This window comes from Enterobacter sp. MGH 38, assembly GCF_000492855.1.
Lineage (GTDB): Bacteria > Pseudomonadota > Gammaproteobacteria > Enterobacterales > Enterobacteriaceae > Enterobacter > Enterobacter hormaechei_C.
Window position 1 is genome coordinate 1,323,545 of sequence record NZ_KI535607.1, and the last position, 18,027, is coordinate 1,341,571.

Sequence of the window (18,027 nt, forward strand, 5' to 3'; positions counted from 1 at the left end):
CGATATAGCCTTGCGCTGAACAGCGCAACGACTTGACCCGGCGTCGATATCAAAGCCGGGTATTTGATTGATTTCAATGTTATTTAATCAAGGATTTCTGGTGAGACTGTTTATTCTGCTCATCGTGACTCTGCTGATCCAGGGGTGTACGCCGAGCCAGCAGAGCATTATTGAGACCTTTAACGCCAGTCTGGACGGGCGCCAGGATGTGACGGTAACGGACGGGCAGATTCAGGCGCTCCCATACTCAACCATGTACCTGCGACTGGATAATGGCCCGAGGATCCTGGTGGTTCTCGGATACATCGAACAGGGAAACAGTAAATGGTTATCGCAGGATAATGCGATGATCGTCACGCATAACGGTCGCCTTATCCACACGCTCAAGCTTCCTTATAACCTGCTTGAGGTAACCAATCTTGAGCACGATCCGCTGCGCCACACGCCGCAGCTCCGCGACGGCAGCCAGTGGTCGCGTGATGTGCGCTGGCAGGAAGAGGGGCGGTATCGCTCCGCACACCTGACCTCGCGCTTCTCCCTGAGCGGGACGGAAAACCTGACCCTTGCCGGAAACACGCTACGTTGTCAGGTCTGGCAGGAGGCGGTGCAGGCCGACGGCCTCGATCGTCGCTGGCATAACACCTTCTGGATTGATTCCGCTACCGGCCAGGTACGCCAGAGCGAACAGATGCTCGGCGCGGGCGTATTCCCTGTCGCCATGACGATGTTGAAGCCCGCCCCATGAACAGACTCAGAAAATGGTTACCTGGCGTAGGGCTATCTCTCTTCAGCCTGTCCGCCTTATGCGCAAGTGTCGTTACCGTGCATCAGCCGGGCAAAACGTGGTCTGCTGAACCGGCTGATACGCTCTCCCGGCTGGTCACCCAGCCGCAGCTGAACAACGTCTGGTGGCAGGGGGCTGTCATCGCAACCCCTTCCGCCACGCTGCGCGCGCAACAGACGCAACAGCAGGTGCTGGCGTCGCTTTCAGCCTGGCAGAATCGCGCCGATGACGAGCGGATCGCGACCATTCGCGCTGTCGCTGCACAGATCCGCTCCCTGCGGATCGTCGGGCGGCAGTTTGTCAGCCTCGACCCAGATGCCGTGCGTACCGACGCCCGCGGCGATCGCTCCCTTGAGGGCCGTTACGATCTGTGGCTCTCTCCTGCGCCCCGTACCGTCACGCTGATGGGGGCGGTCGTCACGCCGGGGAAACGGGCCTGGCGACCGGGCGCAAGCATCCGGGACTACTTACAGGGGCAGTTGCGGCTGGCCGGCGCCGACAGGAATAACGTAACCGTTATCGATCCTGACGGCAGTACGGTTGTTGCGCCGGTGGCGTACTGGAACGCACGCCATATTGAAGCAGAGCCGGGCGCTGTTCTGTGGGTGGGGTTTGATCCCCGGGCGGTACCGGACGATTTTACCGGTCTGAATGAGCAAATCGTTGCGCTCCTGACGCGGCGGATACCTGACTGATGAACAAACTTTTTTTACTGAGCGGCCTTGCTCTGGCGATCTCTTCTGCCTGCCACGCGGAGCTGCGTACCTGGCCCGATCCGACCGGACCGTCACAGTCCGATTTTGGCGGCACCGGCCTGATGCAAATGCCCGACGCGCGCTTTGGCCGGGAAGGGGAATTCAGCGTCAACTACCGCGATAACAACCAGTACCGTTTTTACTCCTCTTCGGTCGTGCTCTTCCCGTGGCTGGAAGGGACAATTCGCTATACCGACGTCCGCACCCGTAAATACAGCAGCGACGAGGATTTCAGCGGCGATCAAAGCTACAAGGATAAGTCGTTCGACTTTAAAGTTCGTCTGTGGGAAGAGGACTATAGCCTGCCGCAGGTGGCGCTCGGCAAGCGTGATATTGCAGGCACCGGCCTGTTCGATGGTGAATATCTGGTTGCCAGTAAAATGGCCGGACCGGTCGATTTTACCTTTGGAATAGCCTGGGGATATCCCGGTAATAGCGACAACGTGGGTAACCCGCTTTGCCATGACAACAATAAGTATTGCACCCGCGGCGAGTCGCATGATGCCGGAGATATCAGCTTTAGCGATATGTTTCGTGGTCCGGCGTCTCTGTTTGGCGGCCTCCAGTATCAGACGCCCTGGCAGCCCCTGCGCCTGAAGCTTGAGTATGACGGCAACAATTATGCCGATGATTTTGCCGGCTCCATTAAGCAGTCGAGCCATATTAACGTGGGGGCGGTCTATCGCGTTGCCGACTGGGCCGATCTCAACCTCAGCTACGAGCGCGGCAATACGCTGATGTTTGGCTTCACCCTGCGGACCAACTTTAACGACCTGCGCCCCGCGTTGCGTGATAACCCGAAACCGGCCTGGCAACCGGCACCGGAAGGCGAGACGCTGGACTATACCTCTGCGGCGAACCAGCTCACCGCGCTTAAGTACAACGCAGGCTTCGATGCGCCGGAGATCCTTCAGCACGGCAATACCTTATACATGACCGGCGAACAGTATCGCTATCGCGATCCGCGCGAAGCGGTGGATCGTGCCAACCGTATTCTGATCAATAACCTGCCCGACGGGGTCGACACGATCGCTATCACCCAGCAGCGTGATCATCTGCCGCTCGTCACGACGCAAACCGATGTCGCCAGCCTGCGCAAACAGTTGGCGGGGCAGCCGCTCGGCCAGGAGGAGGCGCTCAGGCAGCAGCGCGTCGAGCCTGTGGATACCACAGCATTCGGGCGTGGCTACCGTATTCGCGCCGATCGCTTCAGCTACAGCGTTAAACCGACGCTGGCGCAGTCGCTGGGCGGTCCGGAAGATTTCTATATGTTCCAGGTGGGGGTGATGGCCAGCGCCAGCTACTGGCTGACCGATCGTCTGCTGCTCGACGGCGGCGTGTTCGCCAACCTCTATAACAACTACGACAAGTTCAAATCCTCGCTACTTCCCGCTGACTCCAGCCTGCCGCGCGTCAGAACCCATATTCGCGATTATGTCAGCAATGACGTCTACATCAACAACTTACAGGCCAACTATGTCGATGCGCTGGGGAACGGCTTCTATGCCCAGATTTATGGCGGCTACCTCGAAACCATGTACGGCGGCGTGGGAGCAGAGGCGCTCTGGCGCCCGCTGGATAGCGACTGGGCGCTGGGCGTGGATGCGAATTACGTCAAGCAGCGCGACTGGGACGACATGATGCGCTTCACCGACTACAGCGTGCCAACCGGATTTATCACCGCCTACTGGAACCCGGCGAAGCTCAACAGTGTGCTAATGAAGCTGAGCGTCGGGCAGTACCTGGCGAAGGATAAAGGCGCCACCCTCGACGTCGCGAAGCGATTCGACAGCGGCGTGACGGTAGGCGTCTGGGCGGCGCTGACCAACGTCTCGAAAGAGGATTATGGCGAAGGTGGCTTTAGCAAAGGCTTCTACATCTCGATCCCGCTTGATCTGATGACGATCGGCCCAAATCGCAACCGGGCGGTGGTCTCTTGGACGCCTCTCACGCGTGATGGCGGCCAGATGTTAGGCCGTAAATATCAGCTCTATGACATGACGTCAGAACGCGAAACCCCGGTAGGGCAGTAGTACCGGATGAAACAGGCATTACTTAACCAGATGATTTTCCTGAATGAAAAACGTTAAATTTTCCGTGCTGGCGTTGGCTATGATGGCGTTAAGCGGTTGTACTGTCGTACCGGGCCAGGGACTTAGCACCCAGGGCAAAGATATGATCGATCTGCCTGACAGCAATTACGATCTGAATAATATGGTCAACGTCTATCCCCTCACACCGGGGCTGGTGGAGCAGTTGCTGCCTGGCAAAGTCGACTCCCGCGCGAATCCTGAACTGGATCGCCAGCTTCAGAACTACCAATATTGCATCGGCGTCGGCGACGTGCTGATGGTTACCGTCTGGGACCACCCGGAGCTGACCACCCCCGCAGGTCAGTACCGCAGCGCCAGCGATACGGGCAACTGGGTGAATGCCGATGGCACGATCTTCTACCCCTATATCGGCAAAATCCGCGTCGTCGGCAAAACGCTGGCCCAGGTGCGCGATGAGATCGCCGCCCGGCTGGATTCGGTGATTGAGAGCCCGCAGGTGGATGTCAGCGTCGCGGCATTCCGCTCGCAAAAAGCCTACGTGACGGGCGAAGTGGCTAAGTCGGGCCAGCAGCCCATCACCAACATTCCGCTGACGATAATGGATGCGATCAATGCGGCTGGCGGCCTGACATCTGAGGCGGACTGGCGCCATGTGGTGCTGACCCACAACGGCCAGGACACGCACATTTCGCTCTACGCGCTGATGCAGCGCGGCGATCTCACCCAGAACAAACTCCTCTATCCGGGCGATATTCTCTTCATTCCCCGTAATGACGACCTGAAAGTGTTTGTCATGGGCGAGGTGGGTAAACAGAGCACCCTGAAGATGGACCGTAGCGGCATGACGCTGGCGGAAGCGCTGGGTAATGCACAGGGCGTGAATCAGGATATGGCCGACGCCACCGGAATCTTTGTGATTCGTCCGTTGCAGGGCAAGCAGAACGGCAAAATCGCCAACGTCTACCAGCTTAACGCCCGGGATGCCACCGCGATGGTGTTGAGCATTGAATTTCAGCTTGAGCCTTACGACATCGTCTATGTCACCACCGCGCCGCTGGTGCGCTGGAACCGCGTGATCTCTCAGCTTGTGCCGACCATTACCGGCGTACATGACCTGACTGAAACAGGGAGATATATCAGAACATGGCCAAACTAACGTTTAACGCCATCCTGGTGATCTGTACCGGCAATATCTGCCGCTCCCCCATTGGGGAACGGCTGCTGCGCCGGCTGCTTCCCGCTGCCCGGGTCGATTCAGCGGGAACGTGTGGCCTGGAAGGGCGCACCGCCGATTTACAGGCGACAGAGATCGCCGCCGAACGCGGCACCCTGCTTGAGGGCCACGTGGCGCGCAGGCTCACCCCCGCCATGGTGCGCGACTACGATCTGATTCTGGCGATGGAGCTGGAACATATCGAGCAGGTCACGGCTATCGCACCGGAGGCGCGCGGCAAAATGATGCTCTTTGGTCACTGGACGGGCAGAAAAGAGATCCCGGACCCCTACCGTAAAAACCGGGACGCATTTGAATATGTTTATGGGCTGCTGGAGCAGGCCAGTCTGGAATGGGCGAAACGGCTCAGTTAATCACACGGGATAGTTACGTTTTATGTCAACAAATAACCTTCACGCCCATGATGCGTCTGCCGCGAATAACGAGATCGATCTTGTGCGCCTGTTGGGTGAGCTGCTCGACCACCGAAAATTTATTCTCATCCTTACCGCGCTGTTCACGCTGGTGGCCCTGCTTTATGCGCTCTTTGCCACACCGGTTTATCAGGCCGATGCGCTGATACAGGTGGAACAGAAGCAGGGCAACGCGCTACTCAGTAACCTTAGCGAGTTCATCCCTGACTCCTCGCCGGAGTCGGCACCGGAGCTTCAGCTTCTCCAGTCGCGCATGATCCTCGGTAAAACGATTGATGACCTGAACCTGCGCACGCAGGTAAGTGAAAACTATTTTCCCCTTGTCGGACGCGGCTGGGCGCGGCTCACCGGCCAACAGCCTGGCATCGTCGATATCCGTATGCTCAATCTTCCCCCTGTTGCGGGCCGGGCGCAAAAGCTGACGCTGACCGTCGGCGAGAAGGGCCACTATCAGCTGGAAGGCGATAATGTGACGTTACAGGGCGTTGTGGGACAACCCCTGAGCGCGGCGAATATCGCCATTACCATTGCCGATATCCAGGCGAAGCCGGGTACGCAATTTACGATTACACAGCAGAGTGAGCTGGAGGCCATTGACGCGCTACAGCTGCGTTTTTCCGTGAGCGAGCGCAGCAAGGACAGCGGGATGCTTGGCCTGACCATCACGGGAGAAGATCCCGATGAGATGGCCCGCGTGCTTAACTGCATCGCCGACAACTATTTACAACAGAACGTGGCTCGCCAGGCGGCGCAGGATGCGAAAAGCCTGCAATTTTTGAAGCAGCAGCTTCCGCAGGTACGCAGCGAGCTGGACCAGGCCGAGGAGAAGCTCAACCGCTATCGCCAGCAAAACGACTCCGTTGACCTGAACCTGGAGGCAAAAGCGGTGCTGGAGCAGATTGTGAATGCGGACAATCAGCTCAATGAACTGACCTTCCGGGAAGCGGAAATTTCGCAGCTCTACAAAAAAGATCACCCCACCTACCGGGCGCTGATTGAGAAACGCCAGACGCTGGAGCAGGAAAAAAACCGCCTGAATAAACGGGTATCGTCCATGCCGTCAACTCAGCAGGAGGTGTTGCGCCTGAGCCGTGATGTGGAGTCGGGACGCGTTATCTACCAGCAGCTGCTTAACCGCGAACAGGAGCTGAGCATCGCCCGGTCGAGCGCAATTGGTAACGTCCGCATTATCGATCCGGCCGTGACCCGGCCGCAGCCAGTCAAGCCGAAAAAAACGCTGGTCGTCGTTCTGGGGGTTCTCCTGGGTCTGTTCGTCTCTGCGGGCTGGATCCTGGCGCGCAGTATGCTGCGTATGGGCATTGAAACGCCGGAGCAGCTGGAGGAGCACGGGATTAACGTCTATGCCACCGTACCGCTGTCAGAATGGCTGGCTAAAAAGATGCGTTTGCGTAAAAAAGACTTTATGTCCCCAGGGCTGCGCCATAAGACCAAACATATCCCCTTCCTGGCGGCGGATAATCCGGTCGATCTCTCCGTGGAGGCGATTCGCGGCCTGCGCACCAGCCTGCATTTCGCGATGATGGAGTCAGCGAACAATATACTGATGATCTCTGGCGCCACGCCTGACAGCGGTAAAACCTTTGTCAGCAGTACCCTGGCGGCCGTCGTGGCGCAGGCGGGCCAGAAAGTGCTCTATATTGATGCGGATATGCGTCGCGGGTATGCCCATGATCTGTTTAAGCTCGACAATACCTGCGGCTTGTCGGAGATGTTGTCCGGTAAGGCGGAGTATACCCAGGGCGTTCAGACATTCGATAAAGGCGGGTTCGATACCATCGTGCGCGGGCAGATCCCTCCTAATCCGGCGGAGCTTCTGATGCATACGCGTTTCCAGCAGCTGCTGGACTGGGCGAATGAACGCTACGATCTGGTGATTATCGATACGCCACCGATCCTGGCGGTCACCGACGCGGCGGTTGTCGGCCGTCGCGCAGGCACCACGCTGCTGGTCGCCCGCTTCGGGATGAACAGCGTGAAGGAGATGCTGGTCTGTGTACAGCGTCTGGAGCAGAGTGGCGTCAATACCAAAGGGGTGATTCTCAACGGCGTCGTTAAGCGGGCAAGCAACGCTTACGGCTACGGCTATCATCACTACGGTTACAACTACTCGAGTAACTGATTATCCGGCGCCTGCCCGTTCTGACATTAATGCGCATTGTGTTTGTAATGAAAAACGGGCAGGCCCAGCTTCAGGCGCAATGCCAGCATACGCGCGGTGAAGCCAAACAGCAGGGTGGAGATAACCACCACATCGTGGCTGGTGACATAGTGCTGCAAGGCGACGTAAAGCACTGCCGCAGCAAAGGAGATGCCGGCATACAGTTCCTTCTGGAAAACCAGCGGGATACGTTTGCAGAACATATCCCGCAGCACCCCGCCAAACACGCCCGTGATCACGGCAGCAATGGTGGCGATAACCGGGCCTTCACCCATATCGAGAGCGATTTGTGCGCCAATGATGGAAAAAACAATCAGCCCAAGCGCATCCAGCACCAGGAACACGCGGCGCAGATGAGGCATCACCGGGGCCACAATCGTGGTTAGCACGGCTGCCGTTGCCACGATAATGACGTACTCAGGGTTTTTTACCCAGCCGAGCGGATAATGGCCAAGCAGGATATCGCGTACGGACCCGCCGCCGAGCGCGGTGGCTGTGGCAATGATAATCACGCCGAAGGTGTCCATACGGCGACGTCCGGCAGCGAGCGCGCCGGTCATGGCTTCTGCGGTAATGCCAATAAGATAAAGAATGTGAAGCAGCATAAACCCTCCGGAATGAAGAGAAGGAGATTAGCGATTTGTGCGGAAGATCACGATTGAGATTTTCTAAGGTGAGGGGGTTTGCCCTACAGAAAATTATCAACGCATGCCAGGCAGGCTTGATATAAGGCGGGATAGAAAGGAAGTAGGGCTAAGAAAGGATTAGAAAAAGTAATGGGTGGTATGCGAGGCAATACCACCCTGAAAGGAATTACTCGATATTCTGGATCTGCTCGCGCATCTGCTCAATCAGGACCTTCAGTTCAATCGCTGAATTGGTTACCTCTGCATTGATAGACTTAGACGCCAGCGTGTTCGACTCGCGATTGAACTCCTGCATCATAAAGTCGAGACGGCGGCCTACCGCTTCTTTCTTCTTCAGAATGTTGTAGGTCTCTTTAACGTGCGCTTCCAGACGATCCAGCTCTTCAGCCACGTCCACACGCTGCGCCATCAGCACCAGCTCTTGTTCCAGACGGTTGTTTTCCAGCTGGACTTCCGCCTCTTCCAGTTTGGCGACAAGACGCTCACGCTGCCATTGCAGCACTTCTGGCATATGAGCGCGCACTTTAGCGACTTCGGCGCTCACGCCCTCAAGGCGTTGCTCAATCATCGCTTTCAGCGCCTGGCCTTCGGTTTCGCGGGCAACGATAAAGTCGTCCAGCGTGCCGTCGAGTGCAGCCAGGATCTCAGCGGTAATCGCGTCCAGATCCTGCTCTCCGGCGGCCATCACGCCAGGCCAGCGCAGAATATCAACCGGGTTGATCTCGCCTTCATCGCTTTGCATTTTGACCCAGTTCGCCGCATTAACCAGCTGTTTTGCCAACTTTTCGTTCAGGATCAGTTCGCCCTGTGCACTGGCATCGGGCTCAAAACGTAGGTTACATTCCACTTTCCCGCGGGTCAGACGCGTACGGATACGCTCACGCACCACAGGCTCCAGGCTGCGGAACTGTTCCGGCATACGGAAATACGTTTCCAGATAGCGCTGGTTTACCGAGCGCATTTCCCAGGTAGCGCTACCCCAGCTACCCTTGATTTCACGCCGGGCGTAGGCGGTCATACTGCGGATCATAGACATTCCCGTTTTTAAAGGAGAGATGGGGGGATTATAGCTTTCAGGGGCTTCTCAGGATAGGAATAAGCGTCCTTTATCCGTATAATGCGCAGCCACATTCGTTTCAAGCCGGAGAATCCATCATGCGTCCAGCAGGTCGTAGCGCCAACCAGGTGCGTCCCGTCACCCTGACCCGTAACTATACAAAACACGCTGAAGGCTCCGTGCTGGTTGAGTTTGGTGACACCAAGGTGCTTTGCACCGCGTCCATTGAAGAGGGCGTGCCTCGCTTCCTGAAAGGTCAGGGCCAGGGGTGGATCACCGCCGAATACGGTATGTTGCCGCGCGCAACCCATACCCGTAATGCCCGTGAAGCGGCAAAAGGTAAGCAGGGCGGCCGTACTATGGAGATTCAGCGCCTGATCGCGCGTGCGCTCCGCGCCGCGGTTGACCTGAAAACGTTGGGTGAGTTCACCATCACGCTGGACTGCGACGTGATCCAGGCCGATGGTGGCACGCGTACGGCCTCTATTACCGGTGCCTGTGTGGCGCTGGCAGACGCCCTGAACAAGCTGGTTGCCGCCGGTAAGCTGAAAACCAACCCAATGAAAGGGATGGTTGCTGCTGTCTCCGTTGGTATCGTTAACGGCGAAGCGCTTTGCGATCTGGAATACGTTGAAGATTCTGCCGCAGAAACCGACATGAACGTGGTGATGACCGAAGATGGTCGCATCATTGAAGTGCAGGGTACGGCAGAAGGCGAGCCATTCACCCACGAAGAACTGCTCACCTTGCTGGCGTTGGCCCGAGGGGGAATCGAATCTATTGTAGCGATGCAGAAAGCGGCGTTAGAAAATTGATTTTAAGGCGACCAATGAGTCGCCTTTTTTTTGCCTGTAAGACTGAAAAGACAAAGGAGCAAATCCATGAAATCGTATCAGCGCCAGTTTATTGAGTTTGCGCTTAACAAGCAGGTACTTAAGTTTGGCGAGTTCACGCTGAAATCCGGGCGTAAAAGCCCGTATTTCTTCAACGCCGGGCTGTTTAATACCGGGCGCGACCTGGCACTGTTAGGCCGCTTCTATGCCGAAGCGCTGGTGGATTCCGGGATTGATTTCGACCTGCTGTTTGGCCCCGCGTACAAAGGCATTCCAATCGCAACCACCACGGCGGTGGTGCTGGCGGAGCACCATGACCGCGACGTACCGTACTGCTTTAACCGTAAAGAGGCCAAAACCCACGGTGAAGGCGGCAATCTGGTAGGCAGCGCGTTGCAGGGCCGCGTGATGCTGGTGGATGACGTGATCACCGCAGGTACCGCGATCCGTGAATCGATGGAGATAATCCAGGCTAACGGTGCAACGCTTGCGGGCGTGCTGATTTCGCTCGATCGTCAGGAGCGTGGGCGCGGCGACATCTCTGCTATTCAGGAAGTGGAGCGCGACTACAACTGCAAAGTGACGTCGATTATCACCCTGAAAGATCTGATTGCGTATCTGGAAGAGAAGCCTGAGATGGCTGATCATCTGGCGGCGGTGCGTCAATACCGCGAAGAGTTTGGCGTTTAATTCAATTGCCCGGTGGCGCTGCGCTTACCGGGCCTACCCGTTCGTAGGCCGGATAAGGCGAAGCCGCCATCCGGCGATGGCGTTACTGTAACTGAGCAGCCACTAACGGCCAGCGGGCGTCAAAATCGTCCGTTGGTCGATATTTAAACTCGCTGCGCACAAACCGGGAGAGCATCCCTTCGCAAAATGCCAGGATCTGGCTTGCCAGCAGGGTCTCATCCGTATTATATCCCTCGCCTTCCCGCATTTTCTTCTCGCGCAGAACCTGACGCAGCTGGGCTTCGATACGCTCAAAAAGCTGGTTTATACGGCCTTGCAGACGATCCTGTTCAAACATCAGCGCGTGGCCGGTCAGAATACGGGTCAGACCCGGGTTACGTTCACCAAAGCCCAGAATCAGCAGCACAATCAGACGCAGACGCGTGCTGGTGTCTTTTTCATCCTTCAGAATCAGGTTGATGCGCGTGATCAGGCTGTCTTCGATAAACTCGATCAGGCTGTCAAACATCCGGGTTTTGCTCGGGAAATGACGATACAGCGCCGCCTCTGACACGCCCACAGAGGCCGCCAGTTTTGCGGTGGTGATGCGTTGACTGCCGTCGCTGGATTCAAGCATCAGAGCCAGAGATTGAAGTATTTCTTCGCGACGATTCCTTTTCGCGGTTTGTTTTTCTGCCATGTTACAAAATACCCCTGAAAATAAGCACTTGTCAGGCTGGCAACCACACAGCGACCCGCAAACTGACGTTTGCGGTTTGTTATTGCATTATGGCGCTGTGAGATGCGTGTTTGTCGGGCGGTTATTTGCGCCCGGAATGGCCGAAGCCGCCTTCGCCACGGTCGGTAGCGTCGAAGTCTGCCACCAGGTTAAATTCTGCCTGCACCACCGGTACAAACACCATCTGCGCGATACGCTCGCCCGGCTCAATGGTGAAGCTGTCCTGGCCACGGTTCCATACGGATACCATCAGCTGACCCTGATAGTCAGAGTCGATCAGGCCGACCAGGTTACCCAGCACGACGCCATGCTTATGGCCCAGGCCAGAGCGCGGCAGGATCACCGCTGCCAGTGACGGGTCAGCAATGTGAATCGCCAGCCCGGTCGGGATCAGGGTCGTTGCACCCGGCGCCAGTTCTACGGCGTCATCGAGACAGGCGCGCAGGTCAAGACCGGCAGAGCCGGAGGTGGCATACGTTGGCAGCGGAAATTGCTCGCCAACGCGCGGGTCCAGAATCTTAACGTCGATTTTTTTCATCATAACGGGTAACGATCTCGTCCAGTAAGTGTTGGCCCAGGAGTTCTTTGCGCTCAAGCGGTAAGACTTTATCTCCATCCTGCCAGAAAAGGTGCAATGCGTTGCTGTCGCTGTTAAATCCTTGCGTGGACAGCGATACGTCGTTCGCGCAAATTAAATCGAGGTTTTTGCGGGTACGTTTTTGCCGGGCATATTCTTCCACATTATTCGTTTCTGCGGCAAACCCAACAACGTAAGGACGATGAGTTTTCAGTGCGGCGACACCGGCAACGATATCCGGGTTCTTCACCATTTTTATTGTTAATTCATCGCCTTGCTTTTTAATTTTGGCGTCAGCAATAGTTTCGGCGCGGTAATCAGCGACGGCCGCACAGCCGATAAAAATATGCTGCTGTTGAGCATGTGCCTGTACGGCGGCGTTCATTTCCAGCGCGGTCGTCACATCAATACGCTGCACAAACGCAGGGGTGGTAAGCGACACCGGGCCGCTCACCAGCGTGACGTTCGCGCCGCGTTTGGCTGCCGCGGCAGCAATCGCAAAGCCCATTTTGCCGGAGCTGTGGTTGGTGATGTAACGCACCGGATCCAGCGGCTCGCGCGTGGGGCCCGCGGTAATCATGATGTTGAGATGTTGCAGATCGTTGACAGGCGAGAAATGGGCGGCGGCCATATCAACAATCGTTAATGGGTCGAGCATACGCCCTGGCCCCACGTCGCCGCAGGCCTGGCTGCCGCTGTCCGGTCCCCAAATCAGCAGGCCGCGCGAGGCCAGCGTGTCCAGATTGTGCTGGGTAGCGGCGTTGCGGTACATCTGCTGGTTCATTGCGGGCACAACCGCGACGGGCGCAGGCGTGGCGAGGCAAATGGTCGTTACCAGATCGTTCGCCATACCGGCTGCCAGGCGGGCAATTAAATCTGCCGTGGCGGGGGCAAGGATAACCAGATCGGCCCATTTCCCCAGCTCAATGTGGCCCATTGCGGCTTCGGCCGCCGGGTCGAGAAGGCTGTCGGATACCGGGTATCCCGAGACGGCTTGCAGGCTCAGCGGGGTGATAAAGGCTTTGCCGCCTTCGGTGATCGCGACCCGTACGTCGGCCCCGCGCTCGCGCAAACGGCGCACCAGGTCTGGCGTTTTATAGGCAGCAATACCGCCGCTGACGCCAAGAACGATTTTTTTACCGGCCAGGCTCATCATGATTCTTTCCTGTTGGGTTTCACCAGAGAGCGGGCATTTTATCACAATCCCTAAAACGGGGTGATGATGTCCTTAATTCACTTTGCGAGGCGTTACGCAAGAACGAAATGCCAGCATCGAACCCCGAATTTGCCTGTGGCAGCATAATGGCAAACAGAAGGAGGCCAGGCATGGAAGAGACTGAACTGCTGCTACCGCGTGAAAAAATGCTGCGTCATGGCGTCACGTTGTTAAAGGACGACGAGCTGCTGGCGCTCTTTTTACGCACAGGCACGCCGGGGAAAACGGTATTTACGCTGGCGAAAGAACTGATAGACCATTTCGGTTCACTGTATGGATTGCTGACCGCTGAGCTGGAGGCGTTTACGCACGTTGAGGGCATTGGCGTGGCGAAATATGCCCAGTTGCGGGGCATTGCCGAGCTGGCCCGGCGATTTTACAACGTGCGTATGGAGGAAGAAGACCCGATCCTCACCCCCGACATGACCCGCGAATTTCTGCAAAGCCAGCTCTCCGATCTGGAGCGGGAGATCTTTATGGTGATCTTTCTCGACAACAAAAACCGGGTACTGAAACATACCCGCCTTTTTTCGGGAACATTGAGCCATGTTGAGGTGCATCCGCGTGAAATTGTGCGGGAAGCGATAAAAGTGAATGCAGCCGGCGTGATCCTCGCGCATAATCACCCCTCTGGCTGTGCAGAACCAAGCAGAGCTGACAAAGCAATTACCGAACGTATTATCAAATGCTGTCAATTCATGGACATTCGTGTGCTGGACCATCTGATAATTGGCCGCGGAGAGTACATTTCTTTTGCCGAACGTGGCTGGATTTAGGCCTTTTCTCGCGATCCATCGGGATCTTTGTCTGTTCGGGACTTGAGCACACCGCCGAGTCAGCGTATACTACGCCACCTTTGAGAATCTCGGGTTTGGCATTTGGGCCTGGCAATCGAGAGTTCAATAGAACTATGCGATGACCGGGCTGTAAAGCCTGACGAGGCGCCGATACCCCATACGAAGCTCGAGCTAATTTGATTTTTGGAGAATAGACATGTCCCGAGTCTGCCAAGTTACTGGCAAGCGTCCGGTGACCGGTAACAACCGTTCCCACGCACTGAACGCGACTAAACGCCGTTTCCTGCCGAACCTGCACTCTCACCGTTTCTGGGTTGAGAGCGAGAAGCGTTTTGTCACCCTGCGCGTATCTGCTAAAGGTATGCGTGTAATCGATAAGAAAGGCATCGATACAGTTCTGTCCGAACTGCGTGCCCGTGGCGAAAAGTACTAAGTACTTAAAGAGGAAATAAATCATGGCTAAAGGTATTCGCGAGAAAATCAAGCTGGTTTCTTCTGCTGGTACAGGTCACTTCTACACCACCACGAAGAACAAACGTACTAAGCCGGAAAAACTGGAACTGAAAAAATTCGATCCAGTTGTACGCCAGCACGTACTGTACAAAGAAGCTAAAATCAAATAATTTTAGTCTCCTTGTATTGAAAAACCCCGCAACTGCGGGGTTTTTTGCATTCTGCATCTCAACGGAGGAACCATGCCTGAATTACCTGAGGTAGAGACCAGCCGCCGCGGCATTGAGCCCCATCTGGTTGGCGCGACTATTCTTCATGCTGTCGTTCGCAACGGGCGTCTGCGCTGGCCGGTGTCCGATGAGATCCACGCGTTAAGTGACAAACCCGTCCTGAGCGTGCAGCGCCGCGCGAAATACCTGCTGCTGGAGCTGCCTGACGGCTGGATCATTATCCATCTGGGCATGTCGGGAAGCCTGCGTATTCTTACCGAAGAGTTGCCTGCGGAAAAGCACGACCACGTTGATCTGGTGATGAGTAACGGCAAAGTGCTGCGTTACACCGACCCGCGTCGCTTTGGCGCATGGCTGTGGACCAAAGAGCTGGAAGGACACAACGTGCTGGCGCATCTCGGACCTGAGCCGCTCTCAGAGGCGTTTAACGCAGATTATCTCAAAGAGAAGTGCGCGAAAAAGAAAACCCCGATTAAACCCTGGCTGATGGATAACAAGCTGGTGGTGGGCGTGGGGAATATCTACGCCAGCGAATCGTTGTTTGCCGCCGGGATCCATCCCGATCGGCTGGCCTCCTCGCTGTCGGCGCAGGAGTGCGAGCTGCTGGTCAGAGTTATTAAAGCGGTACTGCTGCGCTCAATTGAGCAGGGCGGGACGACGCTGAAGGATTTCCTGCAAAGCGACGGGAAGCCGGGTTATTTTGCGCAGGAGTTGCAGGTTTATGGCCGTAAGGGTGAGCCGTGCAGAGCCTGCGGGACGCCGATTATTGCCACGAAGCACGCTCAGCGCGCCACGTTTTACTGCCGTCAGTGTCAGAAGTAGGGTTACTTTAGCTTTTCCATCAACGCCTGGTGGACGTTAACCGGCAGGAAGTGGGTAACGTCCCCATGATGGCGCGCCACCTCTTTCACCAGCGAAGAAGAGATGAAGGACCACTCTTTGGAGGGCATCAGGAATACGCTCTCCAGCTCCGGCATCAGATGGCGGTTCATGTGTGCCAGCTGCATCTCATATTCGAAGTCTGCTACCGCGCGAAGACCGCGGATCAGGATATTGGCATGCCGGTCACGGGCAAAGTTTGCCATCAAGTCGCTGAATCCGACGACCTCAACATTCGACAGATGCGAAATCGCATCGGTGGCAAGCTGCACGCGTTCGTTCAGGTCGAACATCGGCTTTTTGCTCGGGCTGGCGGCAATGGCCAGAATCACCTTGTCGAACATACACGCCGCACGGGTGATGATATCAAGATGACCGTTAGTGATCGGATCGAAGGTACCCGGATAAATCGCTTTTGTGCTCATGGCTCACGTTTTCTCTGAGTAGCCGCGGTTCAGCGCCCACAGCTCGGTGTATTTGTTAAAAGTATACTGGGCATTCACTACGGCCAGTAACCAGCCCTGTTTGCCGTCCAGCACGCCGCCACGCAGCAGCAGCGTTTTCAGAAACGCGCCCAGCGTGTGGGTGAAGATGCCGGTCAGCGTGGCCTTCTTGCCGCGCGCATGCCGCTCCTGTGCCCAGGCGGTGGCATAGTTCAGCTGTTTACGCTGGAAGCTGGCGAAATCGCGGCAGGTCAGATGAAGCAGATCGCCCGTCAGGGGGATGACCTGAGCGTTATCGCAGGCCAGAGACTCATGGACCAGGTTATCGTTGTACTGATAACGCTCGCGGGCATAGAGGCGCATCACGCGGTCGGGGTACCAGCCGCTGTGGCGCATAAAGCGGCCCAGGAAATAGTTACGACGCGCGATACTGTAGACCGCGCCAGGCTGTGGCGCGGCAAGCACCGTTTGAATGGCCTGTCGGAGTTCTGGGGTGACGCGCTCATCGGTATCGATCATCAACACGTAATCGCCCGTGGCGTAACCCTGCGCACGCTGACGCTGAATACCGTAGCCCTGCCAGTCGGTGTCGGTAAAGACTTTTGCCCCGGCTGCACGGGCAACGTCCGCCGTATTGTCCGTACTTCCGGAGTCGAGAATGACGATTTCGTCAGCCCAGGCAACAGAGGCCAGGCAATCCGGAAGCAGGTCGGCGGCGTTTTTGGCGATCATCACGACCGACAGACGCGTTGACATTAGTGGCTCCGCTGCGGCAGATAAGGTTGCAGAAGTTGCAGCAGACGGGTCAGTGCGCCCTGGTTCTGATGCAGGACTTCAACGGCGTGACGACCGTACCACAGGCGGTAATCTTCGTCAGTCAGAAGGGTTGAGACCTCTTTGACCACCGAGTCCGCATCGGTCACGGTGATTAAGCCATCGGCTTGCTGCAATTTCGCGCAGATATCTTTGAAGTTAAACGTGTGTGGACCCATCAGCACGGGAATGGCGTGGGCTGCCGGCTCCAGCGGGTTATGACCACCTCGCTCCACCAGGCTACCTCCAACAAAGGCGAGGTCTGCAATGCCGTACAGCAGCATCAGTTCGCCCATCGTATCGCCAATCACCACCTGCGTGCTGCCAGAGGGGATTTCGCCGCTGCTGCGCAGGGTAAAGCTGAAACCGCCTTTTTGCACCATCTCGCGGGCATCTTTAAAACGCTCCGGATGGCGAGGAACCAGAATCAGCAGTAAATCAGGGAATTTTTCCAGCAGCTGGCGGTGAGCCTGAAGGATAATGGCTTCTTCGCCGTCATGGGTGCTGGTGGCAATCCAGACCTGGCGACGCGGCGCCCACTGACGACGCAGCGTTACCGCACGGGCGGCGAGTTCAGGGGTGACGGAAATATCGAACTTCAGGCTACCCGTGACCGCAAGCTGGTTGCGCTTCAGACCTAGGGCGATAAAGCGCGCGGCATCTTCTTCGTTCTGCGCGGCGATCAGCGTGATTTTGCTGAGCAGGCGACGCATAAATTTACCCAGCTTGCCGTACCCTTTAGCCGAGCGTTCCGACAGACGCGCGTTGGCGATAACCAAAGGAATTTTACGGGCATGCAGGGCGGAAATCATATTCGGCCACAGTTCGGTTTCCATGACGATCACCAGTTTAGGGCGCACGGTATTCAGGAAACGGTTCATGGCGCAGGGGAGATCGTACGGCAGGTAGACGTGATGCACGTCTTTACCGAAGGCAGACATCACGCGCTCTGAGCCGGTTGGCGTCATCGTGGTGACGGTGATGGGCAGTGACGGATAACGGTGGCGCAGGGCACGCACCAGTGGAATGGCGGCCAGCGTTTCCCCGACTGACACGGAATGCAGCAGAATACCGTCCGGCGCCACTTTATTGCGGCAGTAGCCATAGCGTTCGGCCCAGCGTTTACGGTACGCAGGCGCTTTACGGCTACGAAGCAACAGTCGCAGCCAAACCAGTGGCTGAATGATGTAGAGCAGGGCGGTATACAACAATTCCAAGCGATTATCCGTTTTTTTAGTTTCGGCCGGGAAATTCT

The 18,027-nt window shown here is 56.6% G+C and carries 20 protein-coding genes; 12 read left to right on the plus strand and 8 right to left on the minus strand.

Annotated features, from left to right (window positions below):
* The first annotated feature begins 100 nt into the window (after positions 1 to 100).
* From L384_RS14680 to etk, 6 genes are read left to right on the plus strand one after another with little or no spacing between them, the layout of a single operon-like run.
* Positions 101 to 745: a YjbF family lipoprotein gene (locus tag L384_RS14680; protein WP_023323966.1), complete on the plus strand. Its 645-nt coding sequence runs from the start codon at positions 101 to 103 to the stop codon at positions 743 to 745.
* Positions 742 to 1,479, plus strand: a complete 738-nt coding sequence (locus L384_RS14675; RefSeq protein ID WP_023323967.1) for a capsule biosynthesis GfcC family protein — start codon at positions 742 to 744, stop codon at positions 1,477 to 1,479. The genes L384_RS14680 and L384_RS14675 overlap by 4 nt, the downstream gene beginning before the upstream one ends.
* Entirely contained in the window at positions 1,479 to 3,572 is a 2,094-nt protein-coding gene (locus L384_RS14670; RefSeq protein WP_023323968.1) for a YjbH domain-containing protein, read from the plus strand. The genes L384_RS14675 and L384_RS14670 overlap by 1 nt, the downstream gene beginning before the upstream one ends.
* A 43-nt stretch (positions 3,573 to 3,615) precedes the next feature.
* The gene (locus L384_RS14665) at positions 3,616 to 4,749 is read left to right on the plus strand and encodes a polysaccharide export protein (protein ID WP_023323969.1); all 1,134 of its coding nucleotides are present in this window, start codon (positions 3,616 to 3,618) and stop codon (positions 4,747 to 4,749) included.
* A complete protein-coding gene (locus L384_RS14660; RefSeq protein WP_003860912.1) occupies positions 4,737 to 5,180 on the plus strand; it encodes an arsenate reductase/protein-tyrosine-phosphatase family protein in 444 nt (147 codons plus the stop codon). Before L384_RS14665 ends, L384_RS14660 begins: the two co-directional genes overlap by 13 nt.
* Before the next feature lie 22 nt (positions 5,181 to 5,202).
* Complete coding sequence (gene etk, locus L384_RS14655) at positions 5,203 to 7,380, plus strand: tyrosine-protein kinase (protein ID WP_023323970.1); 2,178 nt, start codon at positions 5,203 to 5,205, stop codon at positions 7,378 to 7,380.
* Positions 7,381 to 7,406: 26 nt separating this feature from the next.
* On the opposite strand, the gene L384_RS14650 is transcribed toward etk, so the two are convergent.
* Both L384_RS14650 and L384_RS14645 read right to left on the minus strand, forming a co-directional pair.
* Positions 7,407 to 8,024 carry a trimeric intracellular cation channel family protein gene (locus L384_RS14650; RefSeq protein ID WP_015570045.1) on the minus strand — a complete coding sequence of 206 codons (618 nt, stop codon included), beginning with the start codon at positions 8,022 to 8,024 and terminating at the stop codon, positions 7,407 to 7,409.
* Between the two features lie 208 nt (positions 8,025 to 8,232).
* Complete coding sequence (locus L384_RS14645; RefSeq protein WP_003860907.1) at positions 8,233 to 9,096, minus strand: YicC/YloC family endoribonuclease; 864 nt, start codon at positions 9,094 to 9,096, stop codon at positions 8,233 to 8,235.
* Between the two features lie 125 nt (positions 9,097 to 9,221).
* Between L384_RS14645 and rph the strand changes: the two genes are divergently transcribed.
* On the plus strand, positions 9,222 to 9,938 hold the full coding sequence (rph, locus tag L384_RS14640) for a ribonuclease PH (RefSeq protein ID WP_003860905.1): 717 nt from the start codon (positions 9,222 to 9,224) through the stop codon (positions 9,936 to 9,938).
* A 66-nt stretch (positions 9,939 to 10,004) separates the two neighbouring features.
* Positions 10,005 to 10,646 carry an orotate phosphoribosyltransferase gene (gene pyrE / locus L384_RS14635; protein WP_023323971.1) on the plus strand — a complete coding sequence of 214 codons (642 nt, stop codon included), beginning with the start codon at positions 10,005 to 10,007 and terminating at the stop codon, positions 10,644 to 10,646.
* Between the two features lie 82 nt (positions 10,647 to 10,728).
* Here pyrE and slmA read toward each other — a convergent pair whose 3' ends face one another.
* The 3 genes from slmA to coaBC all read right to left on the minus strand — a co-directional run bounded on the left by slmA (position 10,729) and on the right by coaBC (position 13,094).
* On the minus strand, positions 10,729 to 11,325 hold the full coding sequence (slmA, locus tag L384_RS14630; protein WP_003860901.1) for a nucleoid occlusion factor SlmA: 597 nt from the start codon (positions 11,323 to 11,325) through the stop codon (positions 10,729 to 10,731).
* 121 nt (positions 11,326 to 11,446) lie between these two features.
* The gene (dut, locus tag L384_RS14625) at positions 11,447 to 11,905 is read right to left on the minus strand and encodes a dUTP diphosphatase (protein ID WP_015570042.1); all 459 of its coding nucleotides are present in this window, start codon (positions 11,903 to 11,905) and stop codon (positions 11,447 to 11,449) included.
* Entirely contained in the window at positions 11,883 to 13,094 is a 1,212-nt protein-coding gene (gene coaBC / locus L384_RS14620) for a bifunctional phosphopantothenoylcysteine decarboxylase/phosphopantothenate--cysteine ligase CoaBC (RefSeq protein ID WP_168714451.1), read from the minus strand. Before coaBC ends, dut begins: the two co-directional genes overlap by 23 nt.
* A 173-nt stretch (positions 13,095 to 13,267) precedes the next feature.
* On the opposite strand from coaBC, the gene radC reads away from it, so the two are divergent.
* The 4 genes from radC (at position 13,268) to mutM (ending at position 15,459) form a co-directional block, all read left to right on the plus strand.
* Entirely contained in the window at positions 13,268 to 13,933 is a 666-nt protein-coding gene (gene radC, locus L384_RS14615; protein ID WP_006812419.1) for a RadC family protein, read from the plus strand.
* Between the two features lie 217 nt (positions 13,934 to 14,150).
* Positions 14,151 to 14,387, plus strand: a complete 237-nt coding sequence (gene rpmB / locus L384_RS14610; protein WP_002436699.1) for a 50S ribosomal protein L28 — start codon at positions 14,151 to 14,153, stop codon at positions 14,385 to 14,387.
* Between the two features lie 22 nt (positions 14,388 to 14,409).
* A complete protein-coding gene (gene rpmG / locus L384_RS14605) occupies positions 14,410 to 14,577 on the plus strand; it encodes a 50S ribosomal protein L33 (RefSeq protein ID WP_003024094.1) in 168 nt (55 codons plus the stop codon).
* Positions 14,578 to 14,649: 72 nt separating this feature from the next.
* A complete protein-coding gene (gene mutM, locus L384_RS14600; protein WP_003860879.1) occupies positions 14,650 to 15,459 on the plus strand; it encodes a bifunctional DNA-formamidopyrimidine glycosylase/DNA-(apurinic or apyrimidinic site) lyase in 810 nt (269 codons plus the stop codon).
* A 2-nt stretch (positions 15,460 to 15,461) separates the two neighbouring features.
* On the opposite strand, the gene coaD is transcribed toward mutM, so the two are convergent.
* Genes coaD through waaA form a run of 3 tightly spaced genes read right to left on the minus strand, consistent with a single transcriptional unit; the run spans position 15,462 to position 17,989 of the window.
* Positions 15,462 to 15,941, minus strand: coding sequence for a pantetheine-phosphate adenylyltransferase (gene coaD, locus L384_RS14595; protein ID WP_023315165.1), 480 nt, complete (start codon positions 15,939 to 15,941; stop codon positions 15,462 to 15,464).
* Positions 15,942 to 15,944: 3 nt separating this feature from the next.
* The gene (locus L384_RS14590; protein WP_003860875.1) at positions 15,945 to 16,715 is read right to left on the minus strand and encodes a glycosyltransferase family 2 protein; all 771 of its coding nucleotides are present in this window, start codon (positions 16,713 to 16,715) and stop codon (positions 15,945 to 15,947) included.
* Positions 16,715 to 17,989, minus strand: coding sequence for a lipid IV(A) 3-deoxy-D-manno-octulosonic acid transferase (gene waaA / locus L384_RS14585; protein WP_003860874.1), 1,275 nt, complete (start codon positions 17,987 to 17,989; stop codon positions 16,715 to 16,717). The genes L384_RS14590 and waaA overlap by 1 nt, the downstream gene beginning before the upstream one ends.
* Positions 17,990 to 18,027: the final 38 nt, after the last annotated feature.

Bases quoted from the DNA above. Each gene is read 5' to 3' on its own strand.
- pyrE (WP_023323971.1), top strand. From the start codon at position 10,005: ATGAAATCGTATCAGCGCCAGTTTATTGAGTTTGCGCTTAACAAGCAG.
- L384_RS14670 (WP_023323968.1), top strand. From the start codon at position 1,479: ATGAACAAACTTTTTTTACTGAGCGGCCTTGCTCTGGCGATCTCTTCT.
- coaD (WP_023315165.1), bottom strand. From the start codon at position 15,941: ATGAGCACAAAAGCGATTTATCCGGGTACCTTCGATCCGATCACTAAC.
- rph (WP_003860905.1), top strand. From the start codon at position 9,222: ATGCGTCCAGCAGGTCGTAGCGCCAACCAGGTGCGTCCCGTCACCCTG.
- dut (WP_015570042.1), bottom strand. From the start codon at position 11,905: ATGATGAAAAAAATCGACGTTAAGATTCTGGACCCGCGCGTTGGCGAG.
- L384_RS14650 (WP_015570045.1), bottom strand. From the start codon at position 8,024: ATGCTGCTTCACATTCTTTATCTTATTGGCATTACCGCAGAAGCCATG.
- L384_RS14645 (WP_003860907.1), bottom strand. From the start codon at position 9,096: ATGATCCGCAGTATGACCGCCTACGCCCGGCGTGAAATCAAGGGTAGC.
- rpmB (WP_002436699.1), top strand. From the start codon at position 14,151: ATGTCCCGAGTCTGCCAAGTTACTGGCAAGCGTCCGGTGACCGGTAAC.
- L384_RS14675 (WP_023323967.1), top strand. From the start codon at position 742: ATGAACAGACTCAGAAAATGGTTACCTGGCGTAGGGCTATCTCTCTTC.
- coaBC (WP_168714451.1), bottom strand. From the start codon at position 13,094: ATGAGCCTGGCCGGTAAAAAAATCGTTCTTGGCGTCAGCGGCGGTATT.
- radC (WP_006812419.1), top strand. From the start codon at position 13,268: ATGGAAGAGACTGAACTGCTGCTACCGCGTGAAAAAATGCTGCGTCAT.
- L384_RS14590 (WP_003860875.1), bottom strand. From the start codon at position 16,715: ATGTCAACGCGTCTGTCGGTCGTGATGATCGCCAAAAACGCCGCCGAC.
- L384_RS14660 (WP_003860912.1), top strand. From the start codon at position 4,737: ATGGCCAAACTAACGTTTAACGCCATCCTGGTGATCTGTACCGGCAAT.
- rpmG (WP_003024094.1), top strand. From the start codon at position 14,410: ATGGCTAAAGGTATTCGCGAGAAAATCAAGCTGGTTTCTTCTGCTGGT.
- etk (WP_023323970.1), top strand. From the start codon at position 5,203: ATGTCAACAAATAACCTTCACGCCCATGATGCGTCTGCCGCGAATAAC.
- slmA (WP_003860901.1), bottom strand. From the start codon at position 11,325: ATGGCAGAAAAACAAACCGCGAAAAGGAATCGTCGCGAAGAAATACTT.
- mutM (WP_003860879.1), top strand. From the start codon at position 14,650: ATGCCTGAATTACCTGAGGTAGAGACCAGCCGCCGCGGCATTGAGCCC.
- L384_RS14665 (WP_023323969.1), top strand. From the start codon at position 3,616: ATGAAAAACGTTAAATTTTCCGTGCTGGCGTTGGCTATGATGGCGTTA.